Origin of the sequence: Pseudomonas rhodesiae (genome assembly GCF_007858255.1) — a bacterium.
Taxonomy (GTDB): domain Bacteria; phylum Pseudomonadota; class Gammaproteobacteria; order Pseudomonadales; family Pseudomonadaceae; genus Aquipseudomonas; species Aquipseudomonas rhodesiae.
The window spans coordinates 1-24,479 of sequence record NZ_VFEU01000020.1; the positions used below are offsets into that span (position 1 = coordinate 1).

Annotated in this window: 29 protein-coding genes and 1 pseudogene; 4 read left to right on the forward strand and 26 right to left on the reverse strand. The window is 60.3% G+C overall.

Features of this window, described 5'->3' with window-relative positions; genetic code table 11:
• The 3 genes and pseudogenes from FIV35_RS22010 to FIV35_RS22020 form a co-directional block, all read right to left on the reverse strand.
• Positions 1–199, reverse strand: a pseudogene (locus tag FIV35_RS22010) (arabinose ABC transporter substrate-binding protein); the annotation flags it as partial.
• A gap of 38 nt (positions 200–237) precedes the next feature.
• Positions 238–1,059, reverse strand: a complete 822-nt coding sequence (locus tag FIV35_RS22015) for an SDR family oxidoreductase (protein WP_034139010.1) — start codon at positions 1,057–1,059, stop codon at positions 238–240.
• 168 nt (positions 1,060–1,227) lie between these two features.
• Positions 1,228–1,707, reverse strand: coding sequence for a GNAT family N-acetyltransferase (locus FIV35_RS22020; RefSeq protein WP_034139011.1), 480 nt, complete (start codon positions 1,705–1,707; stop codon positions 1,228–1,230).
• A 219-nt stretch (positions 1,708–1,926) separates the two neighbouring features.
• Between FIV35_RS22020 and FIV35_RS22025 the strand changes: the two genes are divergently transcribed.
• From FIV35_RS22025 to FIV35_RS22035, 3 genes are read left to right on the forward strand one after another with little or no spacing between them, the layout of a single operon-like run.
• Positions 1,927–2,259: a hypothetical protein gene (locus FIV35_RS22025; RefSeq protein ID WP_034139012.1), complete on the forward strand. Its 333-nt coding sequence runs from the start codon at positions 1,927–1,929 to the stop codon at positions 2,257–2,259.
• Between the two features lie 51 nt (positions 2,260–2,310).
• Positions 2,311–2,577 carry a hypothetical protein gene (locus tag FIV35_RS22030; protein WP_034114858.1) on the forward strand — a complete coding sequence of 89 codons (267 nt, stop codon included), beginning with the start codon at positions 2,311–2,313 and terminating at the stop codon, positions 2,575–2,577.
• A 50-nt stretch (positions 2,578–2,627) separates the two neighbouring features.
• Positions 2,628–3,008, forward strand: a complete 381-nt coding sequence (locus tag FIV35_RS22035) for a termination factor Rho (RefSeq protein ID WP_034139013.1) — start codon at positions 2,628–2,630, stop codon at positions 3,006–3,008.
• Positions 3,009–3,059: 51 nt separating this feature from the next.
• On the opposite strand, the gene FIV35_RS22040 is transcribed toward FIV35_RS22035, so the two are convergent.
• The 20 genes from FIV35_RS22040 to FIV35_RS22135 form a co-directional block, all read right to left on the reverse strand.
• The gene (locus FIV35_RS22040) at positions 3,060–3,977 is read right to left on the reverse strand and encodes a PfkB family carbohydrate kinase (protein ID WP_034139014.1); all 918 of its coding nucleotides are present in this window, start codon (positions 3,975–3,977) and stop codon (positions 3,060–3,062) included.
• Positions 3,970–5,436: a purine-cytosine permease family protein gene (locus FIV35_RS22045; RefSeq protein ID WP_034139015.1), complete on the reverse strand. Its 1,467-nt coding sequence runs from the start codon at positions 5,434–5,436 to the stop codon at positions 3,970–3,972. The genes FIV35_RS22040 and FIV35_RS22045 overlap by 8 nt, the downstream gene beginning before the upstream one ends.
• 102 nt (positions 5,437–5,538) lie before the next feature.
• A complete protein-coding gene (locus FIV35_RS22050) occupies positions 5,539–6,540 on the reverse strand; it encodes an ADP-ribosylglycohydrolase family protein (RefSeq protein ID WP_034139016.1) in 1,002 nt (333 codons plus the stop codon).
• The gene (locus FIV35_RS22055) at positions 6,537–7,250 is read right to left on the reverse strand and encodes a GntR family transcriptional regulator (protein WP_034139017.1); all 714 of its coding nucleotides are present in this window, start codon (positions 7,248–7,250) and stop codon (positions 6,537–6,539) included. Before FIV35_RS22055 ends, FIV35_RS22050 begins: the two co-directional genes overlap by 4 nt.
• Positions 7,251–7,320: 70 nt before the next feature.
• Complete coding sequence (locus FIV35_RS22060) at positions 7,321–7,881, reverse strand: DUF1285 domain-containing protein (protein ID WP_034139018.1); 561 nt, start codon at positions 7,879–7,881, stop codon at positions 7,321–7,323.
• 27 nt (positions 7,882–7,908) lie between these two features.
• Positions 7,909–8,514, reverse strand: coding sequence for a DUF4823 domain-containing protein (locus FIV35_RS22065; protein ID WP_034139019.1), 606 nt, complete (start codon positions 8,512–8,514; stop codon positions 7,909–7,911).
• Positions 8,515–8,601: 87 nt separating this feature from the next.
• Entirely contained in the window at positions 8,602–9,570 is a 969-nt protein-coding gene (locus FIV35_RS22070) for a GTP 3',8-cyclase MoaA (RefSeq protein ID WP_034139020.1), read from the reverse strand.
• Between the two features lie 107 nt (positions 9,571–9,677).
• Positions 9,678–10,337 carry a TetR/AcrR family transcriptional regulator gene (locus FIV35_RS22075; protein WP_034139021.1) on the reverse strand — a complete coding sequence of 220 codons (660 nt, stop codon included), beginning with the start codon at positions 10,335–10,337 and terminating at the stop codon, positions 9,678–9,680.
• Positions 10,338–10,780: 443 nt separating this feature from the next.
• On the reverse strand, positions 10,781–11,566 hold the full coding sequence (locus FIV35_RS22080; RefSeq protein WP_034139022.1) for a TatD family hydrolase: 786 nt from the start codon (positions 11,564–11,566) through the stop codon (positions 10,781–10,783).
• Positions 11,567–11,631: 65 nt separating this feature from the next.
• Positions 11,632–12,621 (reverse strand): DNA polymerase III subunit delta', encoded by a 990-nt coding sequence (locus FIV35_RS22085; RefSeq protein ID WP_034099886.1) that lies wholly within the window; start codon positions 12,619–12,621, stop codon positions 11,632–11,634.
• A complete protein-coding gene (tmk, locus tag FIV35_RS22090; protein WP_034139023.1) occupies positions 12,614–13,246 on the reverse strand; it encodes a dTMP kinase in 633 nt (210 codons plus the stop codon). Before tmk ends, FIV35_RS22085 begins: the two co-directional genes overlap by 8 nt.
• 19 nt (positions 13,247–13,265) lie before the next feature.
• Positions 13,266–14,375, reverse strand: a complete 1,110-nt coding sequence (gene mltG / locus FIV35_RS22095) for an endolytic transglycosylase MltG (protein ID WP_034139024.1) — start codon at positions 14,373–14,375, stop codon at positions 13,266–13,268.
• A 1-nt stretch (position 14,376) separates the two neighbouring features.
• Positions 14,377–15,192: an aminodeoxychorismate lyase gene (gene pabC, locus FIV35_RS22100; protein ID WP_034139025.1), complete on the reverse strand. Its 816-nt coding sequence runs from the start codon at positions 15,190–15,192 to the stop codon at positions 14,377–14,379.
• Positions 15,192–16,436 (reverse strand): beta-ketoacyl-ACP synthase II, encoded by a 1,245-nt coding sequence (fabF, locus tag FIV35_RS22105; RefSeq protein WP_034099890.1) that lies wholly within the window; start codon positions 16,434–16,436, stop codon positions 15,192–15,194. The genes pabC and fabF overlap by 1 nt, the downstream gene beginning before the upstream one ends.
• A 128-nt stretch (positions 16,437–16,564) precedes the next feature.
• A complete protein-coding gene (acpP, locus tag FIV35_RS22110; protein WP_016973676.1) occupies positions 16,565–16,801 on the reverse strand; it encodes an acyl carrier protein in 237 nt (78 codons plus the stop codon).
• A gap of 193 nt (positions 16,802–16,994) precedes the next feature.
• The gene (fabG, locus tag FIV35_RS22115) at positions 16,995–17,738 is read right to left on the reverse strand and encodes a 3-oxoacyl-ACP reductase FabG (RefSeq protein ID WP_034139026.1); all 744 of its coding nucleotides are present in this window, start codon (positions 17,736–17,738) and stop codon (positions 16,995–16,997) included.
• 31 nt (positions 17,739–17,769) lie between these two features.
• Entirely contained in the window at positions 17,770–18,708 is a 939-nt protein-coding gene (gene fabD / locus FIV35_RS22120; RefSeq protein ID WP_034139027.1) for an ACP S-malonyltransferase, read from the reverse strand.
• Between the two features lie 126 nt (positions 18,709–18,834).
• On the reverse strand, positions 18,835–19,845 hold the full coding sequence (plsX, locus tag FIV35_RS22125) for a phosphate acyltransferase PlsX (protein WP_080761471.1): 1,011 nt from the start codon (positions 19,843–19,845) through the stop codon (positions 18,835–18,837).
• A gap of 4 nt (positions 19,846–19,849) precedes the next feature.
• On the reverse strand, positions 19,850–20,032 hold the full coding sequence (gene rpmF, locus FIV35_RS22130) for a 50S ribosomal protein L32 (protein WP_003179396.1): 183 nt from the start codon (positions 20,030–20,032) through the stop codon (positions 19,850–19,852).
• Positions 20,033–20,045: 13 nt separating this feature from the next.
• Complete coding sequence (locus FIV35_RS22135) at positions 20,046–20,576, reverse strand: YceD family protein (protein ID WP_034099894.1); 531 nt, start codon at positions 20,574–20,576, stop codon at positions 20,046–20,048.
• Between the two features lie 104 nt (positions 20,577–20,680).
• On the opposite strand from FIV35_RS22135, the gene FIV35_RS22140 reads away from it, so the two are divergent.
• A complete protein-coding gene (locus tag FIV35_RS22140; protein WP_034139029.1) occupies positions 20,681–21,259 on the forward strand; it encodes a Maf family protein in 579 nt (192 codons plus the stop codon).
• 128 nt (positions 21,260–21,387) lie between these two features.
• On the opposite strand, the gene FIV35_RS22145 is transcribed toward FIV35_RS22140, so the two are convergent.
• The 3 genes from FIV35_RS22145 to rluC are packed head-to-tail and all read right to left on the reverse strand — an operon-like array spanning position 21,388 to position 24,001.
• Positions 21,388–22,371, reverse strand: coding sequence for a S49 family peptidase (locus tag FIV35_RS22145; RefSeq protein WP_034099896.1), 984 nt, complete (start codon positions 22,369–22,371; stop codon positions 21,388–21,390).
• Between the two features lie 21 nt (positions 22,372–22,392).
• On the reverse strand, positions 22,393–23,055 hold the full coding sequence (locus tag FIV35_RS22150; RefSeq protein ID WP_034114866.1) for an HAD-IA family hydrolase: 663 nt from the start codon (positions 23,053–23,055) through the stop codon (positions 22,393–22,395).
• On the reverse strand, positions 23,042–24,001 hold the full coding sequence (gene rluC, locus FIV35_RS22155) for a 23S rRNA pseudouridine(955/2504/2580) synthase RluC (protein ID WP_034114867.1): 960 nt from the start codon (positions 23,999–24,001) through the stop codon (positions 23,042–23,044). Before rluC ends, FIV35_RS22150 begins: the two co-directional genes overlap by 14 nt.
• Between the last annotated feature and the right edge of the window lie 478 nt (positions 24,002–24,479).

The window sequence follows — 24,479 nt, forward strand, 5'->3', positions numbered from 1 at the left end:
CGTCGGGCACGGCGATCTTGATCAACTCAAACCCCTTGTCCTTGGCGGCCTTTTCGGCGAAGGCCCACTCGGTCTGGAACCAGGGTTCTTCGGCTTGTTTGACCAGGAAGCCGATTTTGACTGTATCCGCAGCCACGGCGAAGGAGCTGAGGCTGCTGAACGCAACGGCGGTAGCGAGAACACGTAAGGCTTTTTTCATGAACGGCACCTCTTGTTGTTATTGGAGAGCGGCAGGTTCTAGTCGTGGTACATCACAGACCGCCCGCCATCGATCATCAGGCAGGTGGCATTGATAAAAGGCGCTTCGTCGGTGGCCAGGAACAGCGCCGTCATCGCCACCTCGACCGGTTGGCCGATGCGCTTGGGCGGGTGCAGGTCGAAGGCGCGCTGGCGTTCGGCGTGGGGGTCGGGGAAACCGTTCCAGTAATCGACATTCAGCTGGGTTTCGATATAGCCCGGCGCAATCGCATTCACGCGGATGCCTTTGGGCGCGTATTCGATGCCCAGCGCGCGGGTCAGGCCGAGCAGGCCATGTTTGGCCACCGGGTACGGAAAGCACCCGGGAATGATGTGGCTGGAATGGGTGGAGGCGATGTTGATGATATTGCCGATGCCCTGCTCGATCATGTGCGGCAACACCGTGCGACAGCCGAACCAGGCACCGTCGAGATCGATGGCGAAGCAGCGGCGCCAGTCTTCGTCGGTCATTTCCAGCGGGTCGCGGAACACATTGACCCCGGCGCAATTGACCAGCACATCCACACGCCCGAAGCGCTCGATGGCCAGGTTGACCAGCGCCTGCCACTGTTCTTTGGCGGTGATATCGATAGGGAGTGCATGGATCTGGGCGCCGCGTTCGCGCCAGTGAGCGGCAACGGCCTCGACCTTGTCGCCCTGGATATCGCCGATCACCAACTGCGCCTGCTGGGCTTGAAAGCACGCGACGATCGCCTCGCCAATACCTTGGGCGGCACCGGTGATCACGACCACCTTGCCTTTGAGACGCTCGCCGTAAGTAGGCTCGGGCACCCTGGGCAACGACAACGGTTGTGCCTGCATCGCTTCACCTGTTTTATTTTTGGTAGTGAGTGCTGATGCCGCCGACTATAAACCTAGAACTTGAAACATCTCAATATATAAATTTACATCCCATATTGTGAGAAAAAATGTAAAAAAACCGGCACATCCATGCCGGTAATTGATCAAGTAATAGAACGACTTTCAGCCTCAACCCAAGGCGAAGTCACGCAACGCATCGCCTTCCATGCGGTACCGCACCCACTCTTCCTGCGGCTGTGCGCCAATGGATTTGTAGAAGGCAATCGCCGGCTCGTTCCAGTCCAGCACGCTCCACTCAAAGCGCCCGCAGCCATTGTCGAACGCGATCTTGGCCAAATGGCGCAACAACTTCTTGCCCGCCCCGCCGCCACGTTGTTCCGGGTTGATGTAGAGGTCTTCGAGGTACAGGCAGTTACTGCCCAGCCAGGTGGAGTAGCTGAAGAAAAACACTGCAAAACCGATGGGCACGCCGTCCCGCAAGCAAATCAGACCATGGGCGGTGGCGCCCTCGCTGAACAGGCTACGTTCAATGTCCACCACACTGGCGATCACTTCATGCCGGGCTTTTTCGTACTCCGCAAGCTCGGTGATAAAAGTCAGGATCTGCGCAGCGTCACTGGGCACGGCGGGACGAATCTCGATGGTCATGGGCGAGCCTTGGCAATGTCAAAGCCCACATACTAAGGCGCTTTGATGACTGATTGCAGCGCAATTTTATGGGCTACGAGGTGGCGTCGATGTGGCCCGGTGCGCTGACACACAAATTTTTACAGGCAACTTGATACCGTTCGTCGCCATCGAGGCACGATCAATAAACGTCGGCTGACCAACAAAGGGTAAGGACATTAATCATAAGGAGACACCCTCATGAACCATTCCAAATGTGCTGCCCTCGCCCTCGCCGGTCTGCTGTCCGCGGTTTCCCTGAGCAGCTTCGCCGCGACCTCATCCACCGGCCCGACCAACCCGGACGCCACCACCGAGTCGCAGAAGTCCATGGGCACGGGCCTGGACACCAATGGCGGCGCGGTGATCGATAACACCAACGCCGCCGACCCGCACACTCAAGGCCATGACACCCAACGCCAGGCACCGGCTGCGGTGGGTAACGGCAAGATGGGCCCGTCGGTGAACGAGCCGAAGATCAACAAAGGCGACGACTCGAACCTGCCGGGTGCGCCGAAGCAACCTGCACCTTGATTCATCGCACGCGAGTCGAACACCCGATCATTTCCCCATGAAGAGGTACGCATGAACGTCGATAAGAACCTTGAGAGAGAAGTCCTCACCCGCCTGTTGCACGCCCATCCCCATGGTTTGGGCAAGGAGGTGCTCGACAACTACCGCGGTGAGAAAGTAGTCGCCAGTGCCTTGGCGTTCCTTCAAGACCGTGGACTTATCAAGGACGGTCACGTGACCACCGACGCTGCCGGTGAATATGCCTTGAACCTGCCGATCAAGTTGACCGCGTCGGGTGTCGATGAGGCGCGCAAGCTGGAAAGTGCCGACCCTCAGTAATTCATTTTGTCTGGTCTGGCCCTGGCGACAGGGCCAGTAGGAGTATCGCAATGCCTCTTGGAAGCAAAGCCAAATACACCGCCGCACAGAAGCGTAAAGCCTCCCGTATCGAACAGAGTTACGAGGACAAAGGCGTGCCCAAATCCGAAGCCGAAGCCCGTGCGTGGGCCACCGTCAACAAGCAGTCTGGCGGGGGCGAAAAGGCCGGCGGCTCGGGTCAGCGCAAGGCCCCGGCGAAGAAGGCCCAGGATCGTCATGACTCGGCCAAGCGGGCTGCCGCCAGCCGTGAAGGGCACCCGCGCAACAGCCGCGTGTCCTTAAGCACCCAGACCAAGGAAAGCCTGCTCAAAGAAGCCCGGGCGAAAGATATCCGCGGGCGTTCGAGCATGCGTAAAGATCAGTTGATCGAAGCGTTGAAGAAGGCCGGTTGACCCTGTCTTGGCAGCGGTGGGAGGACGTCCGCGTCCTGCCACCGTTGGTTGTCATGGTTTGAGGAAGGCGTCGACTTCAGCACCGGTCGGCGCAGTGGCCGGGCCCCAGCGCGTCACCGCCAACGCCGCCGCCGCATTTGCACGGCGCGCCGATTCCACCGGTTCGAGGCCTTGGGCCAGACCGGCAATCATCACCCCCGCGTGCGCGTCCCCAGCGCCATTGCTATCCACCGCCTGCACCATGAACCCAGGCACATGTTCGATCTGAGCCCCACGCCCTACCCAGCAGCCATTCGGACCATCCCGTACCACCAACAGCGTGTCAGCGGGTAAGTGCAGAGCGAGGTCGGTCAACGCCTGCGCAATATCCGCCGCCCCGGTGAATGCCAGTGCTTCTGGCCCGTTGCTGGTCCAGATATCGATGCGCGGCAGCAAGGCAACCATCAGTGCCGAATTCGGCCCCTTGGCCAGCGGTCCCGGATCGAACACCACCGCGATGGTCCGCGGTAAGGCCAGCAGCCAGTCGATCAGCGGCTGGGCCTTGCCTTCCAGCAGCAGGCTGTAGCCGCTGACATACACGTAGTCATCGGCACATGGCACCACGCTGGCCAAATCTTCGGCGCTCAGTTCCCCCTCTGCCCCAAGGCGCGAGATAAAAGTTCGCTCCGTGGACGCCTCGGTCAGGGCCACGCATAGGCCTGTGTCCTTGCCACTGCTCGGTGCCAGGGCCATGTCGATGCCGTCCGCCTGCATCGCCGCACGGGCCAGATCGCCGAAGCGCCCGGTGCCATGGCGCCCCAAGTACACCACCGGCATGCCGTTGCGTCGCGCGGCGGCCATCACATTGAAGCCGCCGCCGGTTTCGAAACTGGCCGATTGGGCCAGTACGTCGCCCCCCGTGGCAGGCAATGTATCGAGGGCCATGACCAGGTCGACGATGACCTGCCCCGTGTGCAGCAATCTAGACATGCGCGCCCTCGACCAGCGCCGGGCGTCGATCAGATGCACCACCCAGCACGGCGTAGATCCCACCCGCGACCAAGAACGTGACAATCCAACCCAGGCCGTTATGGCCCAGCCAGGAGTCGGACAACGGCCCGGCAAACCATATGTTGTCAGCGGTAGTGCCGATGGTGGTAAAGCTGAAACCCAGCACGATCGCCACGGCCCACGCGCCGAATGCGCGCCATTCCACGCCGCCGCGATACCAGTACGCGCTGCTGGGGCTGACGTCCAGCAGATCCTGGGCGCTGTAGTAGTGACGGTGGATCAAGTCGACCACGAAGATGCCGACCCACGCGGTAATCGGCACCGCCAGCAGTGAAATGAAGGTAATAAACGGGCCGTAGAAACTGTCGGCAATCAGCATGAAGTAAATCGAACCGGCGAAGATCGCCACGATATCGACGATCACCGCATGTACGCGCTTGACCTTCAAACCGAGGGTCAGGGTGGTCAGCCCCGCCGAATACACCGACAGGTTATTCGACAGCAATAGCCCCCCGAACGCCGTGATCAGGTACGGCACCGCCATCCAGGTGGGCAGCATGTCGCGGATCGCGATGATCGGGTCCGTGGCCGCCGCCAGGTCGTTATTGCCCACCGACAACAGGCCGCCCAGGGTGATCAACAGCACCAGCGGAATGCCCGCGCCAAAGGCAGCGGACGCCACCAGTCGCGTGGCCTTCACGCTGCGGTGCTGATAGCGCGACATATCGGCACCGGCGTTGGCCCAGCCGATACCGGTACCGGCCGCCATGGTGCCGATGCCGATGATCATCGCGCTCAGCGGTGCCGGCGTGGCATTGAACACGGCGTTCCAGTCGATGGTGGCGCAGAGAAAACCACCCACTAGGATATTCAACGCGCCAAACACGTAAGTGGCCCATTTCTGGATCACCAACAATGTGGCATGGCCCAGGCCGGAGACCGCCAGGGTCAGCAGCACGAAAATGCCGATAAAGATCAGGGTCAGCACCGGCGCGCTTTTGGCCTCGACCGCCGAGCCGAACAGGATTGAGCACAGCGACAGCAGCACAAACGCAGCGGTGGTGGTGTTGACGGTTTCCCAGCCCAGGCGCGACATCAGCGAAACCAAAGTCGGACCGATATTACCGCGCACGCCGAAGATGGCGCGCGACAGCGTCAGGCTGGGTGCGCGGCCGCGTCGGCCGGCGATGGAGATGATGCCCACCACAGCAAAGGAACCGGCGGCGCCGAGGATCGCCACGATCACCGCCTGCCAGATCGCCAAGCCGCGAAACGCCACCAACGTGGCGCCCAGCGGCAGGCCGAGGATGCTGATATTGGCGGCGAACCACACCCAGAACAGCTGCAGCGGATGACCATTGCACTCCGCTTCGGGGACCGGTTCGATACCGCGTGTTTCCAATTGCCCGGCGTTATGGCCGGCAGACGTGCTGCTCATGGTGCTGCTCCTGATGCCTGTATTTGTTGTGGTGATGGCAAATAGTTAAAGGGTTAACCCGTCATCCTGACTGTGTTCAGCAACGCACGTCGCAACGCGCGCTTAACGCAAGGCGAGCAGCCCCTGGACCAAGGGTTGCAAATCCAGCCCATTGACCCGTTTGACCTGCTCGATCATCGCTGGTGGCCAGCACTGCATGCCCAGACAAGCGCCAAGCATGGCGCCCAGCATCGCTGCAATGGTGTCGGTATCGCCGCCGAGGCTGGCGGCCAGGCACAACGCGTCCAGCGCCGTCAGCTCACCCACCGCCACCCGCTGCGCGAGGGCGAACGACACCACCACTGACTCCTGGGAGGCCACGGAGGTGCCGATCAACTCATACAACAGGTCAGCGAACAGCGCGGTATCGCCGCTGCCAACGCTCAAGGTGCGCGCCCAACTGATGCGCGTGGAAATCCGCCCACCCGCCACCCAATGGCCATGGCTCTCGGTTTGTTGGGCAATCTGGGTGCCGATGCTTAACGCTTCGCCTAGATCCACGCCGTTGATACCGGCCGAAACCACCGCCGCCACCGCTGCCGCGCTGGAGATGCCCAGGGTCGTGTTGTGGGTGACTTGGCACGCCTGGATCACCGACTGGACAAATCGAACCGAATCGTTGACATCGGCGGCAATGCCCACCGGCGTGATACGCATGGCCGCGCCGTTAGTGGTGCCATAACGCCCGGATTCCTCTGGAGTATGGCCGGCGAGGATCATGTCGATCGCGCGCTTGGTGGAGGGACCGAGCAAGTCCTGGGAGCCCTTGGCGCGCATGCTCGCTTCCCAGTCGATCAGGCGCTGGGCGAGGACCGCAGGCTCGATCGTGCCCTGGCCTTGCACCAACAACTCGCCCACCAGAATCGCTTGCTCGGTGTCATCGGTCACCGAGCCGGCGGGCATGTTGGGGGCGATGGGTTGGTCGGCGTGGGCATCGACCAGCGTTGTGATCGCGCCGAACCGCGCGCGTACCTGCTCGCGGTTGAGGGATTGGGTCGGCATGCCGAGGGCATCGCCCAGGGCCAGGCCGTAAAAGGCGCCGAGGGCGCGATTATGCGGGGTCATTTGGCGGTTCCGAATTGCAGGTGCAGGCGAAAGTGCACAGGGTCAAGCACGCTTTCGACGTACTCCATAAAACGTCCGCGACGGTCGAAAGTGGTTCGCGAAGCCTTCAAAAACACCGTGCCGACTGGGCGACCCAGCAGCTCGGCGTCTTCGTCGCTCAATGGCTCGGCACCGATCCACTGGTCGCCATCAGCGCCGACATAGCCATAGGCCGCCAGGGTAATGGTCAGAGAATTGTCGATCAGGCCGACCCGGGGCAGGCTCTCAAGACTGCCAGCGGCGGGCATCAACGAGCGTTCCAGGGACACGGCAGTGCCATCGGTGGTCCGACGGCGCCGGTCGAGGGCGATGAACTGATCGCTGCCGAAGCGGTTGAGCAAGTCCGGGCGGGTTACCGCTTCCAGGCGCAGGACGTCAGTGGTGATCAACGCCCCCGTATCGGCCAAGGCCTGCGCCCAGCCGCTGGCTTGATCGAGCACCATGCCGTCAAAGGTGACAATGGAGCCGACCCCGCTCTGGGTGGCGATGTAGTTGCGGCGCTTCAGCTCGGCCAGCGCCTCGCGCAAGGTGCCTCGGCTGACCCCGAACTCTTCGGCCAATTGGTGCTCGCCCGGCAGCAGGAAACCGTCGGCCATCATGCCACCTTCAATGCGGCGGATGAGTTCGTCGACGACGCGTTTTTTCTTATCGAATCGCACATGTCTAATCATGTACAAATTGATAACCGAAAGGCCCGGTGAGCGGCAAGCGAATTATGTCAGGGCCTGGTAAAAACCGGCCTCAGGGTTCCAAGCCAATCGGGAAAAACTCCCCGCCGCTCCACACACCCAGCCAATTTCGCCCGTTGATCGGACGACTCACCGCCAACTCGACCAATTGATAGAACACGTTGCGATGCACCAGGGCTTCGAGGTTGGCGCGCACGCGCAGATAAGGCGATGGCTCTTCGGTGACCGGGTCAATCACCACCCTTAGGGGATGTTCGAGACCCGCCTCGATCTGCTCGTCGACGTTGGTGGTCAAGCGCAGCCGCTGACTTTCGCCCTCGCCTTCCACCTCCAATGTCACCGCAACGAACGGCGCGTCGTCGACCACGATCCCGACTTTTTCCACCGGGGTAACCAGAAAGTAATCATCGCCATCGCGGCGAATGATATTGGAGAACAATTTGACCATCGGCTTTCGCCCGATCGGTGTGCCTTGGTAAAACCAGGTGCCGTCGCGGGCGATGCGCATGTCGATATTGCCGCAGAACTCCGGGTTCCACAGATGCACCGGTGCCGGGCCCTTGCCTTTGGGCAGTTGCGCCAACAGATCGTTGGCCTTGGCGGAATCGGTCATGGGTTCTCCCTTGAGGATGCGCCGGACCTATTGATCACTCATACCCAGCAAGCTGCGTGCATACTGCGCCAGAGGGCGGGCAATCAGGTCTTGTGGCTTATTGTCGTGGAATGTCAGTAAACCGCCACGACTGCGAATACGTGCAGTATCAATCAAATATTGGGTGCTGGTCTCGATCAACATGATCTGGATAACGCCGCTGTCCAGGCCAACGCGGTCGAGCGCCTCTTGATCGGCCCATTCATCGGCATTACCGATACGGTCGTCGGCCTTGGCGAAGCGGCAGTACAGCAGGTAATGAGCGCCCGCCGCACGGGCTTCAGCCATGGCTTGCTCAAGGCCTTCAGGTTGCCGGGCGCGACGTACCATGGGGAAATATTCGACGAAACCATTGAAGGCTTCCTCAGCCACCACGTTCGGACGCGGATAGGCACTGCCCGGCGGCACAAACGCGCCCTGGGCGATAAATATAAAGGAATCCGGCTGCACACGAATCGACGCCGTGCGGCGAGTGTCGCTGTGATCCAGCAACCCGGCGTCACTCATCTGATAGCGGGTGCCTTCGGCCATATCGCTGACGGTCATGCAACCACTCAGCGTCAACGACGCCAGCAACAAAACCAGACTACGCATCCTATTCCTCCAGAAGCCGGTGACGGAAAACCGGCGAATGGGCACGAGATGCAGAATCTGGGCCAGGGCAGCTGCACACATGCGGCGTTAGCCGCCGATGATTTTCATGATGGTTGCGCCGCCGGAGAATGCCACTTCCTGCTTATCACCCAGGGCTTTCATCAACAAACCCTGCAAGGCCGGCAGCGCCTGATGACGGGGCTTGTCGAGCAAGTCGCCGACATAGTGGCGGTTGCTCGACGATAGACAGCCATGTAACCAACCGGTGGACGACAGCCGCAACCGCGAGCAAGTACGGCAGAACGGCACGCTTTCGTTGGCGATCACGCCGAAATGGCCTTTGCCCGGCACTTCATAGCGCACCGCCGTGGCGTCCACGGGGGCATTGGCCTGCAAGTATTCGTAGCGTTCGCCGATCAGGCTCAACAGTTGTTGCAGGCTGACGAACTGCTGCAGAAAGGCATTGGAATCCTTGGCCAGGTGGCCCATGCGCATCAACTCGATAAAGCGCAACTCGTAGCCGCGCTCCAGACAGTAATCGAGCAGCGGCATCACCTGATCCAGGTTCTGGCCGCGCAATGGCACCATATTGACCTTGATCTTGAGCCCGGCGGCGCGAGCCTGATCCATGCCATCGAGCACGGTGGCCAGGTCGCCGCCACGGGCAATGCTGCGGAACGCGCCGGCGTCCAGGGTATCGAGGGAGACGTTGATACGCCGGATGCCGGCATCCACCAGCAGCGGCAATTTGCGAGCAAGCAGTTGGCCATTGGTGGTCAGGCTGATATCGCTCAGCCCCAGCTGGCCCACGGCACCGAGGAACACTTCCAGCTTGGGACTGACCAGCGGCTCACCGCCAGTGATGCGTAAACGCTCGATGCCGGCCGCTTCAATCAGGTACGCCACGCCACGGGCCATGGCCTGGGCCGAGAGTTCGTCCTGGGCAGCCACCAGCCGCTTGCCATCAGGCACGCAGTAGGTACACGCGTAATTGCAGGCTGAGGTCAGGCTGATCCGCAAATTGCGAAAACGCCTGCCTTGACGATCAACGATCATGGAACACTCCGGCAGAGGATAATTCGGGCGCACTAAAAGCTGACCTATAAATCAGCTTTTAGCAAGATCCTTGCCTGAGTATATTCCTGGGTTACTGCGCCTGGCAGCTAATCTTGAGTGGCGGGCGTGGCTTCAAGCGCCGGTTCGGCACTGTGCTTGCGCTTGTTGCCCATACGCACACCGATATCCATCAGGAACTGGAAGAACCCTTCCTGATCTTCCAGCACATTGCTCCAGAACGGCGAGTGATACAGCGCCACGGCGCCGTGCACCAACGCCCAGGCGGCGCAATAGTGGAAATACGGCGGTACATCCTCCAGCTTGCCTTCGCTGATACGGCCTTTGATCAGCAGGGTCAGGCGTTCGAAGTTCGAGGCGCGGATCTTATGCAGCTCCTCGACCATTTCCGGGACTTGATGGCCTTTGACCACCTTCTCTTCCAGTCGGTCGAACAGGCGGTAGCGCTGGGGGTCACGCATACGGAATTCGAAGTAGGCGCGGGACAGGGCTTCCTTGTCCTTGTCCACGTCGGCCGAATGCAGCAACTCGTTCAAATCGCGCTCGTAGTCGAGCATCAGGCGCAGGTAGATCTCGGCCTTGGATTTGAAATGTTTGTAGATGGTGCCTTTGCCGATACCCACGGCATCCGCAATCATCTCGACGGTGACGCTGTCTTCACCTTGTTCGAGGAACAACTTGAGCGCGGTGTCGAGAATTTCCTGCTCTCGGCGGCGAAACTCACGGACCTTACGGGGTTCTTTGTGCATGAGGAAGAGATCTGCAGAGGTCGGTAGAGGGAGGGCCATGCAAGGCCACGGATACGTGGCGATACGATTTACCCGATGCGAGGGATTATCCCGACTGAACGGTCGTTGGGCAACGCCTATGTGAACCCACCCTGCACTTTAATGACAACATGCCAACGAATCAGCGGTTATCAGTCAGAAATAATACGCAACATCCACCCATGCCCATGGCGTCGATGAGAACTCAACTGAAGCGCACGTATTCCAAATCTGTTTAAAAAACGATCAGGGGCGACTGGACTGAATCGGATACTGATCAATACTTCAACTGTCGGCGTGACATCTCCCCCAAGTGAAACGCCGATCTGGGTACCGACGGACTGCGTACCCTTGTTTACTCCTAATGGTCTTAGCCCGGATTCACCCCCCAGAACCCGGGTTTTTTTTGCCTGGGATTTGGTCCCTCAAGCGGCGACATGAGCCAACGGGAACAGGCGTTTGAAGTTCTCGGTGGTCTGCTCGGCGAACCGCTCGTAGGGCACGCCGCGCAGCATTGCCAGGTAATCCGCCACATCGCGTACGTACTCCGGCAGGTTCGGCTTGCCGCGATGGGGGATAGGGGCCAGATATGGCGAGTCGGTTTCCACCAGCAGACGGTCGGCCGGTACTTGTCGCGCCACGTCGCGCAGGGCATCGGCATTGCGGAACGTGACAATCCCCGACAAGGAGATATAGAAACCCAGGTCCAGGGCGGCCTTGGCCATGTCCCAGTCCTCTGTGAAGCAATGCAACACACCGGCCTGGGGCAAGGCGGCTTCGCGCAGCAGCGTCAATGTGTCGGCACGGGCGCCACGGGTATGGACGATCACCGGTTTACCGGTCTGCTGGGCGGCTTGCAGGTGCAAACGGAAGGACGCCTGCTGCAACTCGGCGGCTTCGGGCTCGTAGTGGTAATCCAGGCCGGTCTCGCCAATGGCCACCACGCGTGGGTGATTGAGCTCAGCCAGCAGCCAATCGAGCGCTGGCGCTTCACCAGGCTTGAGGTCCAGCGGGTGGATACCCACCGAACAATCCACATCGGCGTAGCGCTCGGCGAGGGCTTTGACATCAGCGGCGTTTTCGGCGCTGACGCCGATGCACAGGAAATGCCCTACCCCGCGCTGGCGCGCCGCTTCAAGCGCAGCGTCAAGGGACCCGGCGTGCTGGGCGAGATCAAGGCGGTCAAGGTGGCAATGGGAATCTACGAGCATAAGAAGGTACGACTTAAGTCACGGTAAATGTCTGACCAACGATACACTCGTCGGCCATCGAAGGATCAACGGCGCCCGAGCAGGCCAACCCATTGCACCAGCAGCGCTTCAAGCAGCAGCACACGGTTGAGGTTGGCTTTGCCGAGGACTTTCTGGCGCTGGGCAAGGATCCAGTCTTGGATAGTCAGCACCTTGGCCTGGGGGCTTTTCTGCGCGAGGTACTGCACCACTTTGCGCATATCCGGCAGACCCAGACCGGCTTCGTCCTGGGTCAATTGGTAGCGCAGGATCAGGCTGGACCAGTCGCAGAACCAGTCGAACAACAGCAGCAGAGGGATATCCTTCCAGGCCGTCTCGGCCAACTGAGTGGCGGACAGCTCCTGCTTGAGCAGTTTCTTCACTCCATCGACCACCAGGGCCCGCTGCTCACGCACGCCTTGGGCCTGCAGCTTGACGGCCGCCAGTGGCGAGCCGGCCGCCAGGGTCAGCAACTCCACGCGCTCCTCAGCGGAGCAATCCGGCAGGGCCTGCGCCAGCCATTGCACACTCATCGCCTCGCTTGGCAGAGGGCAAGCCTGCTGCACGCAGCGGCTGCGAATGGTGGGCAACAAGCGGCTGGACTGGTGACTCACCAACAACAGAACAGTGTCGCCGGAAGGCTCTTCGAGGCTTTTGAGCAGGGCGTTGGCGGCATTGATGTTCATCGCCTCCACCGGCTCGATCAGCACCACTTTGCGCCCGCCCATCTGCGCGGTCTGCACCACGAAGCTGACCAGATCGCGCACCTGGTCGACCTTGATCGCCTTGTCGGCCTCTTCCGGTTCGAGCAGGTAGTTATCCGGATGGCTGCCCGCCTTGAGCAACAAGCAGGATTTGCACTCGCCGCAAGCCTCCAGGTTGACCGGCCGTTGGCACAACAGACTGGCCATCAAGCGCTCGGCCAGATGGCGCTTACCGATGCCTGCCGGCCCATGCAGCAAATAGGCATGGGCATGCTGGGCACGTCCGGCCAACTGCTGCCAAAGGCTGTCCTGCCAGGGGTAGGCTTCAGCCACGGGCGCGCTCCAGTAGCGCGGGCAACAGCGCATCGATGGCATGTTGCACATTGGCCAACGGTTGCGCCGCATCCAGCAGGTGATAGCGCGCAGGTTCAGCCTTGGCGCGCGCGAGGAAAGCGCGACGCACCGCGTCGAAGAACACCTGGCCTTCCAGCTCGAAACGGTCCAGACGGCCACGGGCGCTGGCGCGCGCCATGCCCACTTCCACCGGCAGATCGAACAACAGGGTCAGGTCCGGGCGCAGGCTGCCCTGTACAAAGGTTTCCAGCGTGGCAATGCGCTCCAGGGGTAAGCCGCGACCACCGCCCTGGTAGGCGTAGGTCGAATCGGTGAAACGATCGCAGATCACCACGGCGCCGCGGGCCAGGGCCGGACGGATCACTTCGGCAAGGTGCTGGGCGCGGGCGGCGAACACCAGCAGCAGCTCGGTGTCCGGATTCATCTGTTCTTCGCCCGGGGCCAACAGCACTTCACGGATGCGTTCGGCCAGAGGCGTACCGCCAGGCTCACGGGTCAACACCACCTCGATGCCTTCGGCGCGCAAGCGCTCGGCCAAGTAGTCGCGGTTGGTGCTTTTGCCGGCGCCTTCCGGGCCTTCCAGGGTAATAAACAAGCCAGTCACAGGCGGTCCTTAGTCAGAGTCATTGCGGGCTTTGCGGCGCGGCGGTGTCCGGCACCGCCTCGGCCGGAGGTGCCGCCTCTTCCGGCGGCTTCACCACCGGTGCCGGACTGGAGCGGTAATCGGCCCGACGCTTGAGTTGAAACTCGCGCACGGCTGCATTATGCGCATCCAGATCATCCGAGAAAATATGGCTGCCATCGCCACGCGCGACAAAATACAGGCTGCTGCCCGGTGCGGGGTTCAACGCCGCATGGATCGCCTCACGGCCGACCATGGCGATCGGTGTCGGCGGCAACCCGGCCACCATGTAAGTGTTGTACGGGTTGGCTTCCTTGAGATGGGCGCGGGTCAATTTGCCGTTGTAGCGCTCGCCCAGGCCGTAGATCACCGTGGGATCGGTCTGCAGCAACATGCCGATCTTCAAGCGACGCACAAACACACCGGCAATCTGACCGCGCTCTTCCGGTATGCCGGTTTCCTTCTCCACCAAAGACGCCATGATCAGCGCCTGATAAGGATCGGTGTATGGCGCATCGGCGGCGCGCTTGCTCCACTCCTGAGCCAGGACATCGTCCAAGCGGTTATAGGCTTTTTTCAGGAATTCGACGTCAGTCATGCCCCGCACAAAGCGGTAGGTATCGGGAAAGAATCGCCCTTCGGGGAACACACCAGGATGACCGAGCTTATCCATGACATCGCTGTCAGGCAGGCCCGCCAAGGTCTGCACGATTTTTTCGTGCTTGGCCAACGCCGCCCGCACCTGGCGAAAGTTCCAGCCTTCCACCAACGTGAGGCTGTATTGCACCACTTCGCCACGCTGCCACAAACCGATCAGCCCCTGGGCAGTCATGCCGGGGGTCATGCGATATTCACCGCTGTGCAGCGGTTGGCCATCCAAGTTCAAGCGCCAGTACAGGCGCAACCAGAAGGCGTCGTCGAGCACGCCGTCGGCTTCGAGGCGATTGAAGGTACCGGTGGGGGTTGCCCCGGCCGGTACATCAAGCAATTGCTCCTGGGTCAGCTTCAAGGGCTGCTTGAGGGCAGAGTCGAGTTTCCAGGCAGAAAAGCCCAACAGCAAACCGGCGGAAAACAGACCGATCAGCAGCAGTACAACCAGTTTTCGTATCAACTCAAATATCCAATAAGGCGCGAACAATGCCCTGCAGTTTACGGGTGAGCGGGCCAACCGACCAGCTCATCGCCGCGCACTCACGCACCGGCCAAATGCCATAAACGCTGTTGCAGACAAAGACTTCGTCCGCCTGCCGTAACTGCTCGACATTGATGTCGGCCACGGCCACCGGGACGCCCAGCGCTTCGGCCTGAGCCAGAATCTCGGCACGCATGACGCCAGCAACCCCGCAACGCTTCAGATCGGCGGTTAGTAACAAACCGTTGCTTACGATAAATAAATTACTGAACACGCCTTCGATGACACGTTCGGACATATCCAGCATCAAGCCTTCGGCATGCTCGACGTCCTGCCACTCGGCACGGGCAATCACCTGTTCCAGCCGATTGAGGTGTTTGAGCCCGGCCAACAGCGGTTGCTCGGCCAGACGGGTGGCACACGGAAACAGACGAATGCCGTCAATTCCGTGGGCCAGGGGATAGGAGGCGGGCGGGCTGCCCTGCACAATGCGACGCACCGCTGCGTCGGGGTTCATGCCGTAACCGCGCAGGCTGTCGCCACGGGTGAGAATCAACTTGAGAACGCCTTCGCCGAGGCCGGCGGCGTAGGCCAGCACTTCATTGCGCACAAGGCTGTGGTCGACCTTTAAAGCGAGGCGCCGGCAACCCTCTTCCAGGCGCTGCAGATGTCGGTCGAGCAGCACGGGCCGCCCGGCCTTGACGGCAATGGTCTCGAATAGACCATCGCCGTATGCCAGGCCCCGGTCTTTCAGGGGCACGGTGTCCGCTGGCTGACCGTCGACCCAGCAGTGCATCACTCGGCGAACCGGCGGAACACCAGGGAGCCGTTGGTGCCACCAAAGCCAAACGAGTTGGAGATGGCCACATCGATCGGCATCGGCTGGGCTTCGTGAGGCACGAAGTTCAGGTCGCAGCCTTCGTCCGGCTCATCCAGGTTGATGGTCGGCGGTGCGACCTGATCCTTGATGGCCATCACGCTGAAGATCGCCTCAACCGCGCCCGCCGCACCCAAGAGGTGACCGGTCATGGACTTGGTGGAGCTGACCGCCAGCTTATAGGCGTGCTCGCCGAACACCGACTTGATGGCCTCGGCTTCCGCCAGATCGCCGGTCGGGGTCGAGGTACCATGAGCGTTGATGTACTGCACCTGGTCGGCATTGACCTTTGCATCACGCAACGCATTGGTGATGCAGCGCGCGGCGCCAGCACCATCGGACGGTGGCGAAGTCATGTGGTAGGCGTCGCCACTCATGCCAAAGCCAATCAATTCGGCATAGATGGTGGCACCACGCGCCTTGGCGTGTTCCAACTCTTCCAATACCAAGGCACCGGCACCGTCGGACAGCACGAAGCCATCACGGCCCTTGTCCCAGGGACGGCTGGCGCGGGTCGGCTCGTCGTTGCGGGTCGACAGCGCACGAGAGGCACCGAAGCCACCCATGCCAAGGCCGCAGGCTGCCATTTCGGCGCCGCCGGCAATCATCACGTCCGCCTCGTCATAGGCAATGTTGCGCGCCGCCATGCCGATGCAGTGGGTGCCCGTGGTGCAGGCCGTGGCAATTGCGTAGTTGGGTCCCTGTGCGCCCAGGTGGATGGACAGGAAGCCGGAAATCATATTGATGATCGAGCCTGGCACGAAGAACGGCGAAATCCGACGTGGGCCCGTCTCATGCAGCGTGCGGCTGGTCTCTTCGATATTGGTCAAACCGCCAATGCCCGAACCCATGGCTACGCCGATACGCTCACGGTTGGCGTCAGTGACTTCCAAGCCAGCATTACGCACTGCCTGAAAACCAGCAGCCAAACCGTATTGAATGAACAGGTCGAGTTTGCGGGACTCTTTGATCGAGAGATATTCCTCGACATTGAACCCCTTTACCGAGCCGCCAAAACGGGTGGAATAGGCAGAAAGGTCTGTGTGTTCGATCAGACCAATACCACTGCGGCCAGCCAGAATGCCCTGCCAACTGCTCGGCACATCTGTACCCAGTGGCGACAACATACCCATACCGGTGACTACGACGCGTCTACGCGACACAGCACTCTCCTTTTTCTTGATGACGACACTTTGCTTCAGCGCTCACTTTTCATTGGAGCTAAAGAAAAAACCGCACGCCGTTACAGCAGTGCGGTTTTTCCCTGACAGCAAGCGACGACTACAAACTATTACGCCTGGTGGGCAGTAACGTAGTCGATAGCAGCTTGAACAGTAGTGATTTTTTCAGCTTCTTCGTCCGGGATTTCGGTCTCGAATTCCTCTTCCAGAGCCATCACCAGCTCAACGGTGTCAAGGGAGTCGGCACCCAGGTCTTCAACGAAGGAAGCGCTGTTGGTCACTTCTTCTTCTTTAACACCCAGTTGCTCGGCAACGATTTTCTTGACGCGCTCTTCGATGGTGCTCATACCTTGTTTTCACTCCTAATGGACAAATTCAGGCAGCTGGCCAGTGGGTAAGTGTATAGAAAGCCTTTTCAGCTTTTCAACTGAAAGCTTCACCCTGTACCCCGAACGACCCTCTGCCTATAAATTAAGTTGCAGCTTTATAACGGATTTTAGACAGCTCGTATGACATTTTTTTGAAGCGATCCGTCACAATTTAACTCATGTACATCCCGCCGTTCACCGGGATTGTAGCCCCAGTCACGTATGCCGCACCGTCAGATGCCAGGAAAGTGACCACATTCGCGATCTCTTGAGCCTGGCCCAGACGGCCCAGCGGAATCTGCGTCAGCAAGGCTTCACGCTGTGCTTCCGGCAGTTCGCGTGTCATATCGGTGTCGATGAACCCTGGGGCCACCGAGTTGACCGTAATCGAGCGCGAACCGACTTCACGCGCCAGTGCGCGGCTGAAACCTTCCAGGCCGGCCTTGGCGGCTGCGTAGTTTACTTGGCCTGCGTTGCCCATGGCACCCACTACGGAGCCAATATTGATAATTCGGCCCCAGCGCGCCTTGGTCATGCCGCGCAAAACGCCCTTGGACAGGCGGAACAGACTGTTCAAGTTGGTATCGACCACGTCGTACCACTCGTCGTCTTTCATGCGCATCATCAGGTTGTCGCGGGTGATACCGGCGTTGTTTACCAGGATCGACGGGGCGCCGAACTGTGCAGTGATCTCGGCCAGTACGGCAGCCACGGACTCATCGCTGGTCACGTTCAGTTCAAGGCCAGTGCCCTGAACGCCGTTTTCCTTCAGGGTCGCGGCAATACGCTCGGCGCCTGAAGCGGAAGTGGCGGTGCCGATCACGACGGCGCCCTGACGGCCCAGTTCCAGGGCGATCGCCTGACCAATGCCACGGCTTGCGCCGGTAACCAGTGCAACTTTACCTTGCAGACTCATGCAGGCTTCTCCTAAGTTCGGAATTCAGGGTTCAGGCCAGTGCCGCGCGAGCGGCAGCGAAGGCATCCGGGGTATTGAGGTTGGATGTCGAGACCCCATCGGCACAGCGCTTGTTCAGGCCAGCCAGGACCTTGCCCGGACCGCACTCAACCAGCTCGGTGGCGCCGTTGGCGGCCAGGGTCTGGACCGACTCAACCCAACGCACCGGCTTGTAGAGCTGCTCCAGCAGGTCGCGCTTGAGGGTGTCGAGGTCGGCCACTACCGCTGCGCTGACGTTCTGTACCAACGGGATCTGCGGCGCCTGCCAGTTGATCGCAGCGATGGACTCGGCAAAACGCTCGGCCGCCGGCCGCATCAGCTCGCAATGGGACGGCACGCTAACCGGCAACGGCAGCGCACGCTTGGCACCACGCGCCTTGCAACCCTCAATGGCGCGCTCGACGGCGGCCTTGGCACCGGCAATCACCACCTGGCCAGGGGAGTTGAAGTTGACAGCGCTGACCACTTCGCCCTGAGCGGCTTCGGCGCAGGCTTCGATCACCACCGCGTCGTCCAGACCCAGGATAGCGGCCATGCCGCCCTGCCCGGCCGGAACGGCGTCTTGCATCAGTTGACCACGACGCTCGACCAGCTTGACCGCTTCACCCAGGGTCAGGCTACCCGCCGCGACCAGAGCGCTGTATTCGCCCAAGCTATGACCTGCAACAAACGCTGGACGTGCGCCGCCCTCTGCCAGCCACAAGCGCCACAGGGCAACCGAGGCAGTCAGGATCGCCGGTTGGGTTTTATCAGTTTGATTGAGTTGCTCTTCCGGCCCCTGCTGGGTCAGTGCCCAGAGGTCGTAACCCAAGGCATCGGAAGCTTCCTTGAAAGTATCCAGGATCAGCGGGTATTGCGCGCCCAGCTCGGCCAACATGCCGAGGGACTGCGAGCCCTGCCCTGGAAAGACGAATGCGAGGGATGTAGACATGTAACAAGCCCCTAATGATCTGGTCGTCGGAAATGGGCGCCCCTACGGTGGGAGCGCACGAAACTGACAGATTGGATGGTCAATTGAACTGGCCGGTCACATTTAAGCATTCCTGGGCCAATTCGCCTAAGGCAACAGGTCCTCGAGACGGCCATGCAGGCGTTGGGGCAGGTTTTCCTGGAGCTCGATCACCGCGCGGGCAATCGCACTCTGAAAACCTTCCACGCCCGCCGAACCGTGACTTTTCACCACAATGCCCTGCAAGCCTAGAAAACTCGCCCCGTTATGCCGCGCCGGCGCCAGATCAGCCTGCAGACGACGCATCAATGGCAGCGCCAGAGCACCTACCAGACGCGAGACCAGGCTCTGCCTGAACAACGACTCGATGCGCGTGGCAATCATGGTCGCCAGGCCTTCGCTGGATTTAAGCAGGATATTGCCCACAAAGCCGTCGCACACCACCACGTCCGCTTCGCCACGATACAAACCGTCACCTTCGACGAAGCCGATGTAATTCAAGCCTCGCGCGCCTTGCAACAACGTCGCGGCGAGCTTGACCTGCTGGTTGCCCTTGATGTCTTCGGTGCCGATGTTCAACAGCGCCACGCGCGGGCGGGCCACGCCCAAGGCTTGCGCCGCCACCGAGCCCATCACAGCGAACTGGAACAGGTGCTCGGCACTGCAATCCACGTTCGCCCCGAGGTCTAGCAACTGGCAATAGCCTGTCTGCGTGGGAATCGCCGCCACCATGGCCGGCCGGTCGATTCCGGGCAAAGTCTTGAGCACATGCCGCGACAACGCCATCAAGGCCCCGGTATTGCCGGCGCTGACACAGGCTTGCACCTTGCCGTCGCGCAACAGTTCCAGGGCCACCCGCATCGAAGAGTCAGGTTTACCGCGCAGGGCCGCCGCCGGCTTTTCATCCATCGTGATGGTTTCGCTGGCCGGCACAATGCTCAGGCGCGCGCGATCCACCGCCGGATGGCTGGCAATCAGTTCTTCAAGAAGGGAGGGTTGACCGACAAGGGTCAGGTGCAGCGAGGGTGTTGCAGACAGGCTGGCAACGCAGGCCTGAACAATGCTGCGGGGACCGAAGTCCCCGCCCATTGCGTCAATCGCGATGACGAGAGCAGACAAGTGATTACTCGTCAGCGCCCTTGTCGATCACTTTACGACCACGGTATACGCCTTCTGGCGATACGTGGTGACGCAGGTGAACTTCACCAGTGGTCTTTTCCACGGACAGAGTGCTTGCCTCGAGAGCGTCGTGCGAACGGCGCATGTCACGGGCGGAGCGGGATTTTTTGTTCTGCTGAACAGCCATAATTGATTAACTCCTAAACGTTTGGGTCACGCTTTAACTGCGCCAATACACTGAACGGGTTGGACCGCGTTACCTCGTCCTCGCTCGGTTCGGGCTCGTCATCGAGGCCCGCCGGCTGCTGGCATTCTTCCGGATGATGAGCAGGCACAATGGGCAAGGCGAGCAGAAGCTCCTCCTCGATCAGTGCATGCAGATCCAAAGGATCTTCGCCCAGTTCCAGCACGTCATAACCTTTCGGCAACGACTGGGTATTCGCACCCTCCTTCACCACGGCGTAACTGCATTCGCTGTGGATCGGCAGGGTGACCAGCTCAAGACAACGCTGGCAAACCATTTTGACTTCGGTGTCGATAAAGCTGTGAATTACCACAGATTTACGTTCATCTCGTTCAAAAACGAATTTGGCCTGCACCGTACCGACAGTGTCGGAAAGCGGGTCGCAGAGTCTCTCCAAATCGGCCAGCAGCACTTCACCTTGAAGGGAGGTGCCACGATCAGCCAATTTGCGCGGGTCAACGTGAGGTGGAATCGGGTCATTCAACATAGGCGCAGCATTATAGGGATGCCCCCGGCCATGTCAAAGGAAATTCGGCCCTGTGCGTCAGCCGGTCACACGCTAGAATCCCGGCCTGCCCTGAGGAGACGCCCATGCTGCCTTTATTACTCGCATCCAGCTCGGTTTACCGCCGGCAATTGTTGAACCGCCTGCACCTACCGTTCATCTGCAGCTCTCCGGATATCGATGAAAGCCATCGTCCAAATGAGCTGGCGGTGGAGCTGGTCAAACGCCTGGCCGAGGAGAAGGCCCGAGCGTTGGCCGCCAGCCATCCCGGGCATTTGATTATCGGCTCGGACCAGGTGGCCGCGCTCGACGGCCGGGTCATCGGCAAGCCGCATACATTCGAGAACGCCCGCGAGCAGTTGCTGGCGGCAAGCGGCAAGCGTGTCAGCTTTCTTACCGGCCTGGCATTGCTCAACAGCGAAACCGGGCGCTGCCAAGTCGACTGCGTGCCTTTTACCGTGCATATGCGCGAGCTGGACATTGAGCGCATCGAGCGCTACCTGCGCATCGAGCAACCATTTGACTGCGCGGGCAGCTTCAAAGCTGAAGGCTTGGGCGTGAGCCTGTTCCAGAGCACCGAAGGGCCAGATGCCACCAGCCTCGTCGGCTTACCCCTGATTCGACTGGTGGACATGCTGCTCAGCGAAGGCGTGCAGGTCCCTTAAGAACACCGCAAAACCCATTGTGAGAGGGCGCTTGCTCCTGACAGTATTGGATCAGCCAATCTGTCTGTAGCACCCCAGCAATCGGGGGCAAGCCCCTCCCACATTTTGGCTATGTCAGCCTGACTATCTCAACGCAACGTCGGACCTTGGAAGCCCATATAGAGCGCCAGTTTTTCAGCCACGCTGGCGCCGAGCTTCTTGGAAAACCGATCGAATGGCGATTCCTCAACAGTGAAGTCCACCAGTTCTTTCTCGCCAATCACATCCCGCGCCACCGAACTGGCACTGCCCAAGCCGTCGATCAAGCCCAACGGCAACGCCTGCTCTCCGGACCAGACCAGGCCGGAAAACAACTCAGGGTGCTCCTTGTCCTTCAGACGATCGCCTCGGCCCTGCTTGACGCTGGCAATGAACTGGCGATGAGTGGTATCAAGCACGCTCTGCCAGAACTGCGTTTCATCGGGCTTCTGCGGCTGAAACGGGTCAAGAAACGCTTTGTGCTCACCCGAGGTGTAGGTACGACGCTCCACACCAAGCTTTTCCATGGTACCGACAAAACCGTAACCGGCCGCCGTCACGCCTATGGAGCCCACCAGACTGGCCTTGTCGGCGTAAATCTGGTCGGCCGCGCTGGCAATGTAATAAGCACCGGAGGCGCCAAGATCAGAGATCACCGCGTACAGCTTGATATCCGGATGCAGAGCGCGCAGACGACGAATCTCGTCATACACATAGCCCGATTGCACAGGACTGCCGCCCGGGCTGTTGATGCGCAGGATCACGCCCTTGACCTTGGTGTCTTCGAACGCGGCGCGCAGACTGCTGACAATATTGTCGGCACTGGCCGGTTCTTTATCGGCAATCACCCCGCGCACTTCGATCAGCGCGGTGTAGTTGGCGCTGCGGGTCGCGCTTTTCTCCATATCCATTAATGGACTGAACAGCGCCAGCATGATCAACAAGTAAGTGAAGGTCAGCAGCTTGAAGAAAATCCCCCAGCGCCGCGAGCGACGCTGCTCCTGCACACTGGCCAGCAGGGTTTTCTCCAGCAGTTTCCAGCTTTTGTCGTCGCTGCTTTCAGCCTTTTCGGGCGCTTTCCACTCGTCACTCATGCCATAAACCCCAGCAAAGACTTATTGAGCCCGATTGAGCCAGGCGTGCAATTCAGAAAAATGATCGATCGTGACCCTGGGCTCGTACTGCTGCAACGCCTCGGGCGACTGCGCGCCGTAACTGACGGCCACACTGTCCATACCCGCATTGCGCGCCATCATCAGGTCAAAGGACGCATCCCCCACCATCAACGCCTCACGCGGGGAAACGGCGCAATGGGCCAGAATCTCCTCCAACATCAGAGGGTGAGGCTTGCTGGCGGTTTCATCGGCTGCGCGGGTGATATCGAAATAATCTTCAAAACCGTGAGCTTTGAGTACCCGATCCAAACCGCGACGGGCCTTGCCGGTGGCGACAGCCAAGTGGTAGCCGTCGGCACGGAACGCCTCCAGGGATTGGCGCACACCCTCGAACAGAGGCGAAGGTTCGGCCTCCAGCGCAATGTAGTGATCGGCGTAGTGCTCACGGAATGCGAGCAACTCTTGATCGGCGATCTGCGGATACAAGGTACGAATCGCCTCAGGCAAGCCCAGGCCGATGATGCCTTTGACCGCCAGGTCGCTGCACAGCTCGAACCCCGAGCGGGTCGAGGCCATGTGCATCGATTCGACGATGCGACCAATGGAGTTGGCCAGGGTCCCGTCCCAATCGAAAATCAGCAGTTTGTAGTCACGGTGCGACACTCAAACGCTCCACGGTCTTGGCCCACATCTCATCAACCGGCGCCTGCAGCTTGAGCTCACCGCCATCGGGCAACGGCACGGTCAGCATATAGGCGTGAAGGAACAGGCGTTTACCGCCCAGATCGCGAATTTCCTTGGAAAAATCTTCATCGCCATACTTGGTGTCACCGGCAATGCAGTGACCAGCGTGCAGGGTGTGCACGCGGATCTGGTGGGTACGCCCGGTAACAGGTTTGGCCTCCACCAGCGTGGCGAAGTCGCCGAAGCGGCGCAGCACCTTGAAAAGAGTCAGCGCCTCTTTGCCCTCCTCGTCCACCTCCACCATGCGCTCGCCAGAGCGCAAGTTGCTCTTCTGCAACGGCGCTCTAACGCTCTTGATCGAACTGGCCCAGTGGCCCCGCACCAGCGCCATGTAGCGCTTATCCACGCCATCGCCGCGCAGAGCGGTATGCAGATGACGCAGCATGCTGCGTTTTTTGGCAATCATCAGCAGGCCAGAGGTGTCGCGATCCAGACGGTGCACCAGTTCCAACTCCTTGGCATCCGGGCGCAACTGACGAAAGGCTTCGATCACGCCGAAATTCAGGCCGCTGCCGCCGTGCACCGCAATGCCGCAGGGCTTGTTGATCACGATCAGCTTGTTGTCTTCGAAGACGATCGATGCTTCCAGACGCTGAAGCAGGCCTTGTGCCAGCGGCACAGGCTCGTCGCGCTCAGGCACGCGAACCGGCGGCACACGGACGATATCGCCCGCCTGCAATTTATACTCGGGCTTGATCCGCCCCTTGTTCACGCGCACTTCGCCTTTACGCAAGATGCGGTAAATCAAGGTCTTGGGCACGCCTTTGAGCCTGGCCAGGAGAAAATTGTCGATGCGTTGGCCGGCATATTCCGGCGAGACCTCAAGCAGCTGAACGCTGGGGGTCGGGGGGGCGGTAGTCGTCATGGCGGCGATGATAACAATTTTTTATGGAATTGAAGCACTTAATCATTACTGCTATAGTCGCGAACGCCGCCAAAAGCGGCCTGGCCAGAGGACTTGCGGCAAACTGCCGGCCCTGACCATCGCAATTCATCAGGACGCGAGGCCGTCCTACGGGGCGTTTGCCACCCTGGAAAGCTCAAAATTGTAACAAGCGCAGGTGACATGAGGCCTGAAGCGAGTGCCAAAAGCAGAGTGAATACTCGCGTTTGGCGCCGATATTTACGGCCAGTTCACAAAGTGCAGTCAGTTTTGAGCCAGACCATGGCGAATGCTTCGGAAACAACGCCTGTTAAGAGCTGAGTGAGAGCGCAGTCGTTTTCATTCAGGCCTGTTTAGCCATGAGCGTGGACTCCCCGTTGGAGAACACGGTAAATGCCAACCCGCTGCGGATTCTGCGCGCGGCAGCACCCGAATTATCAGGGATACGTGTAGGGTGGAG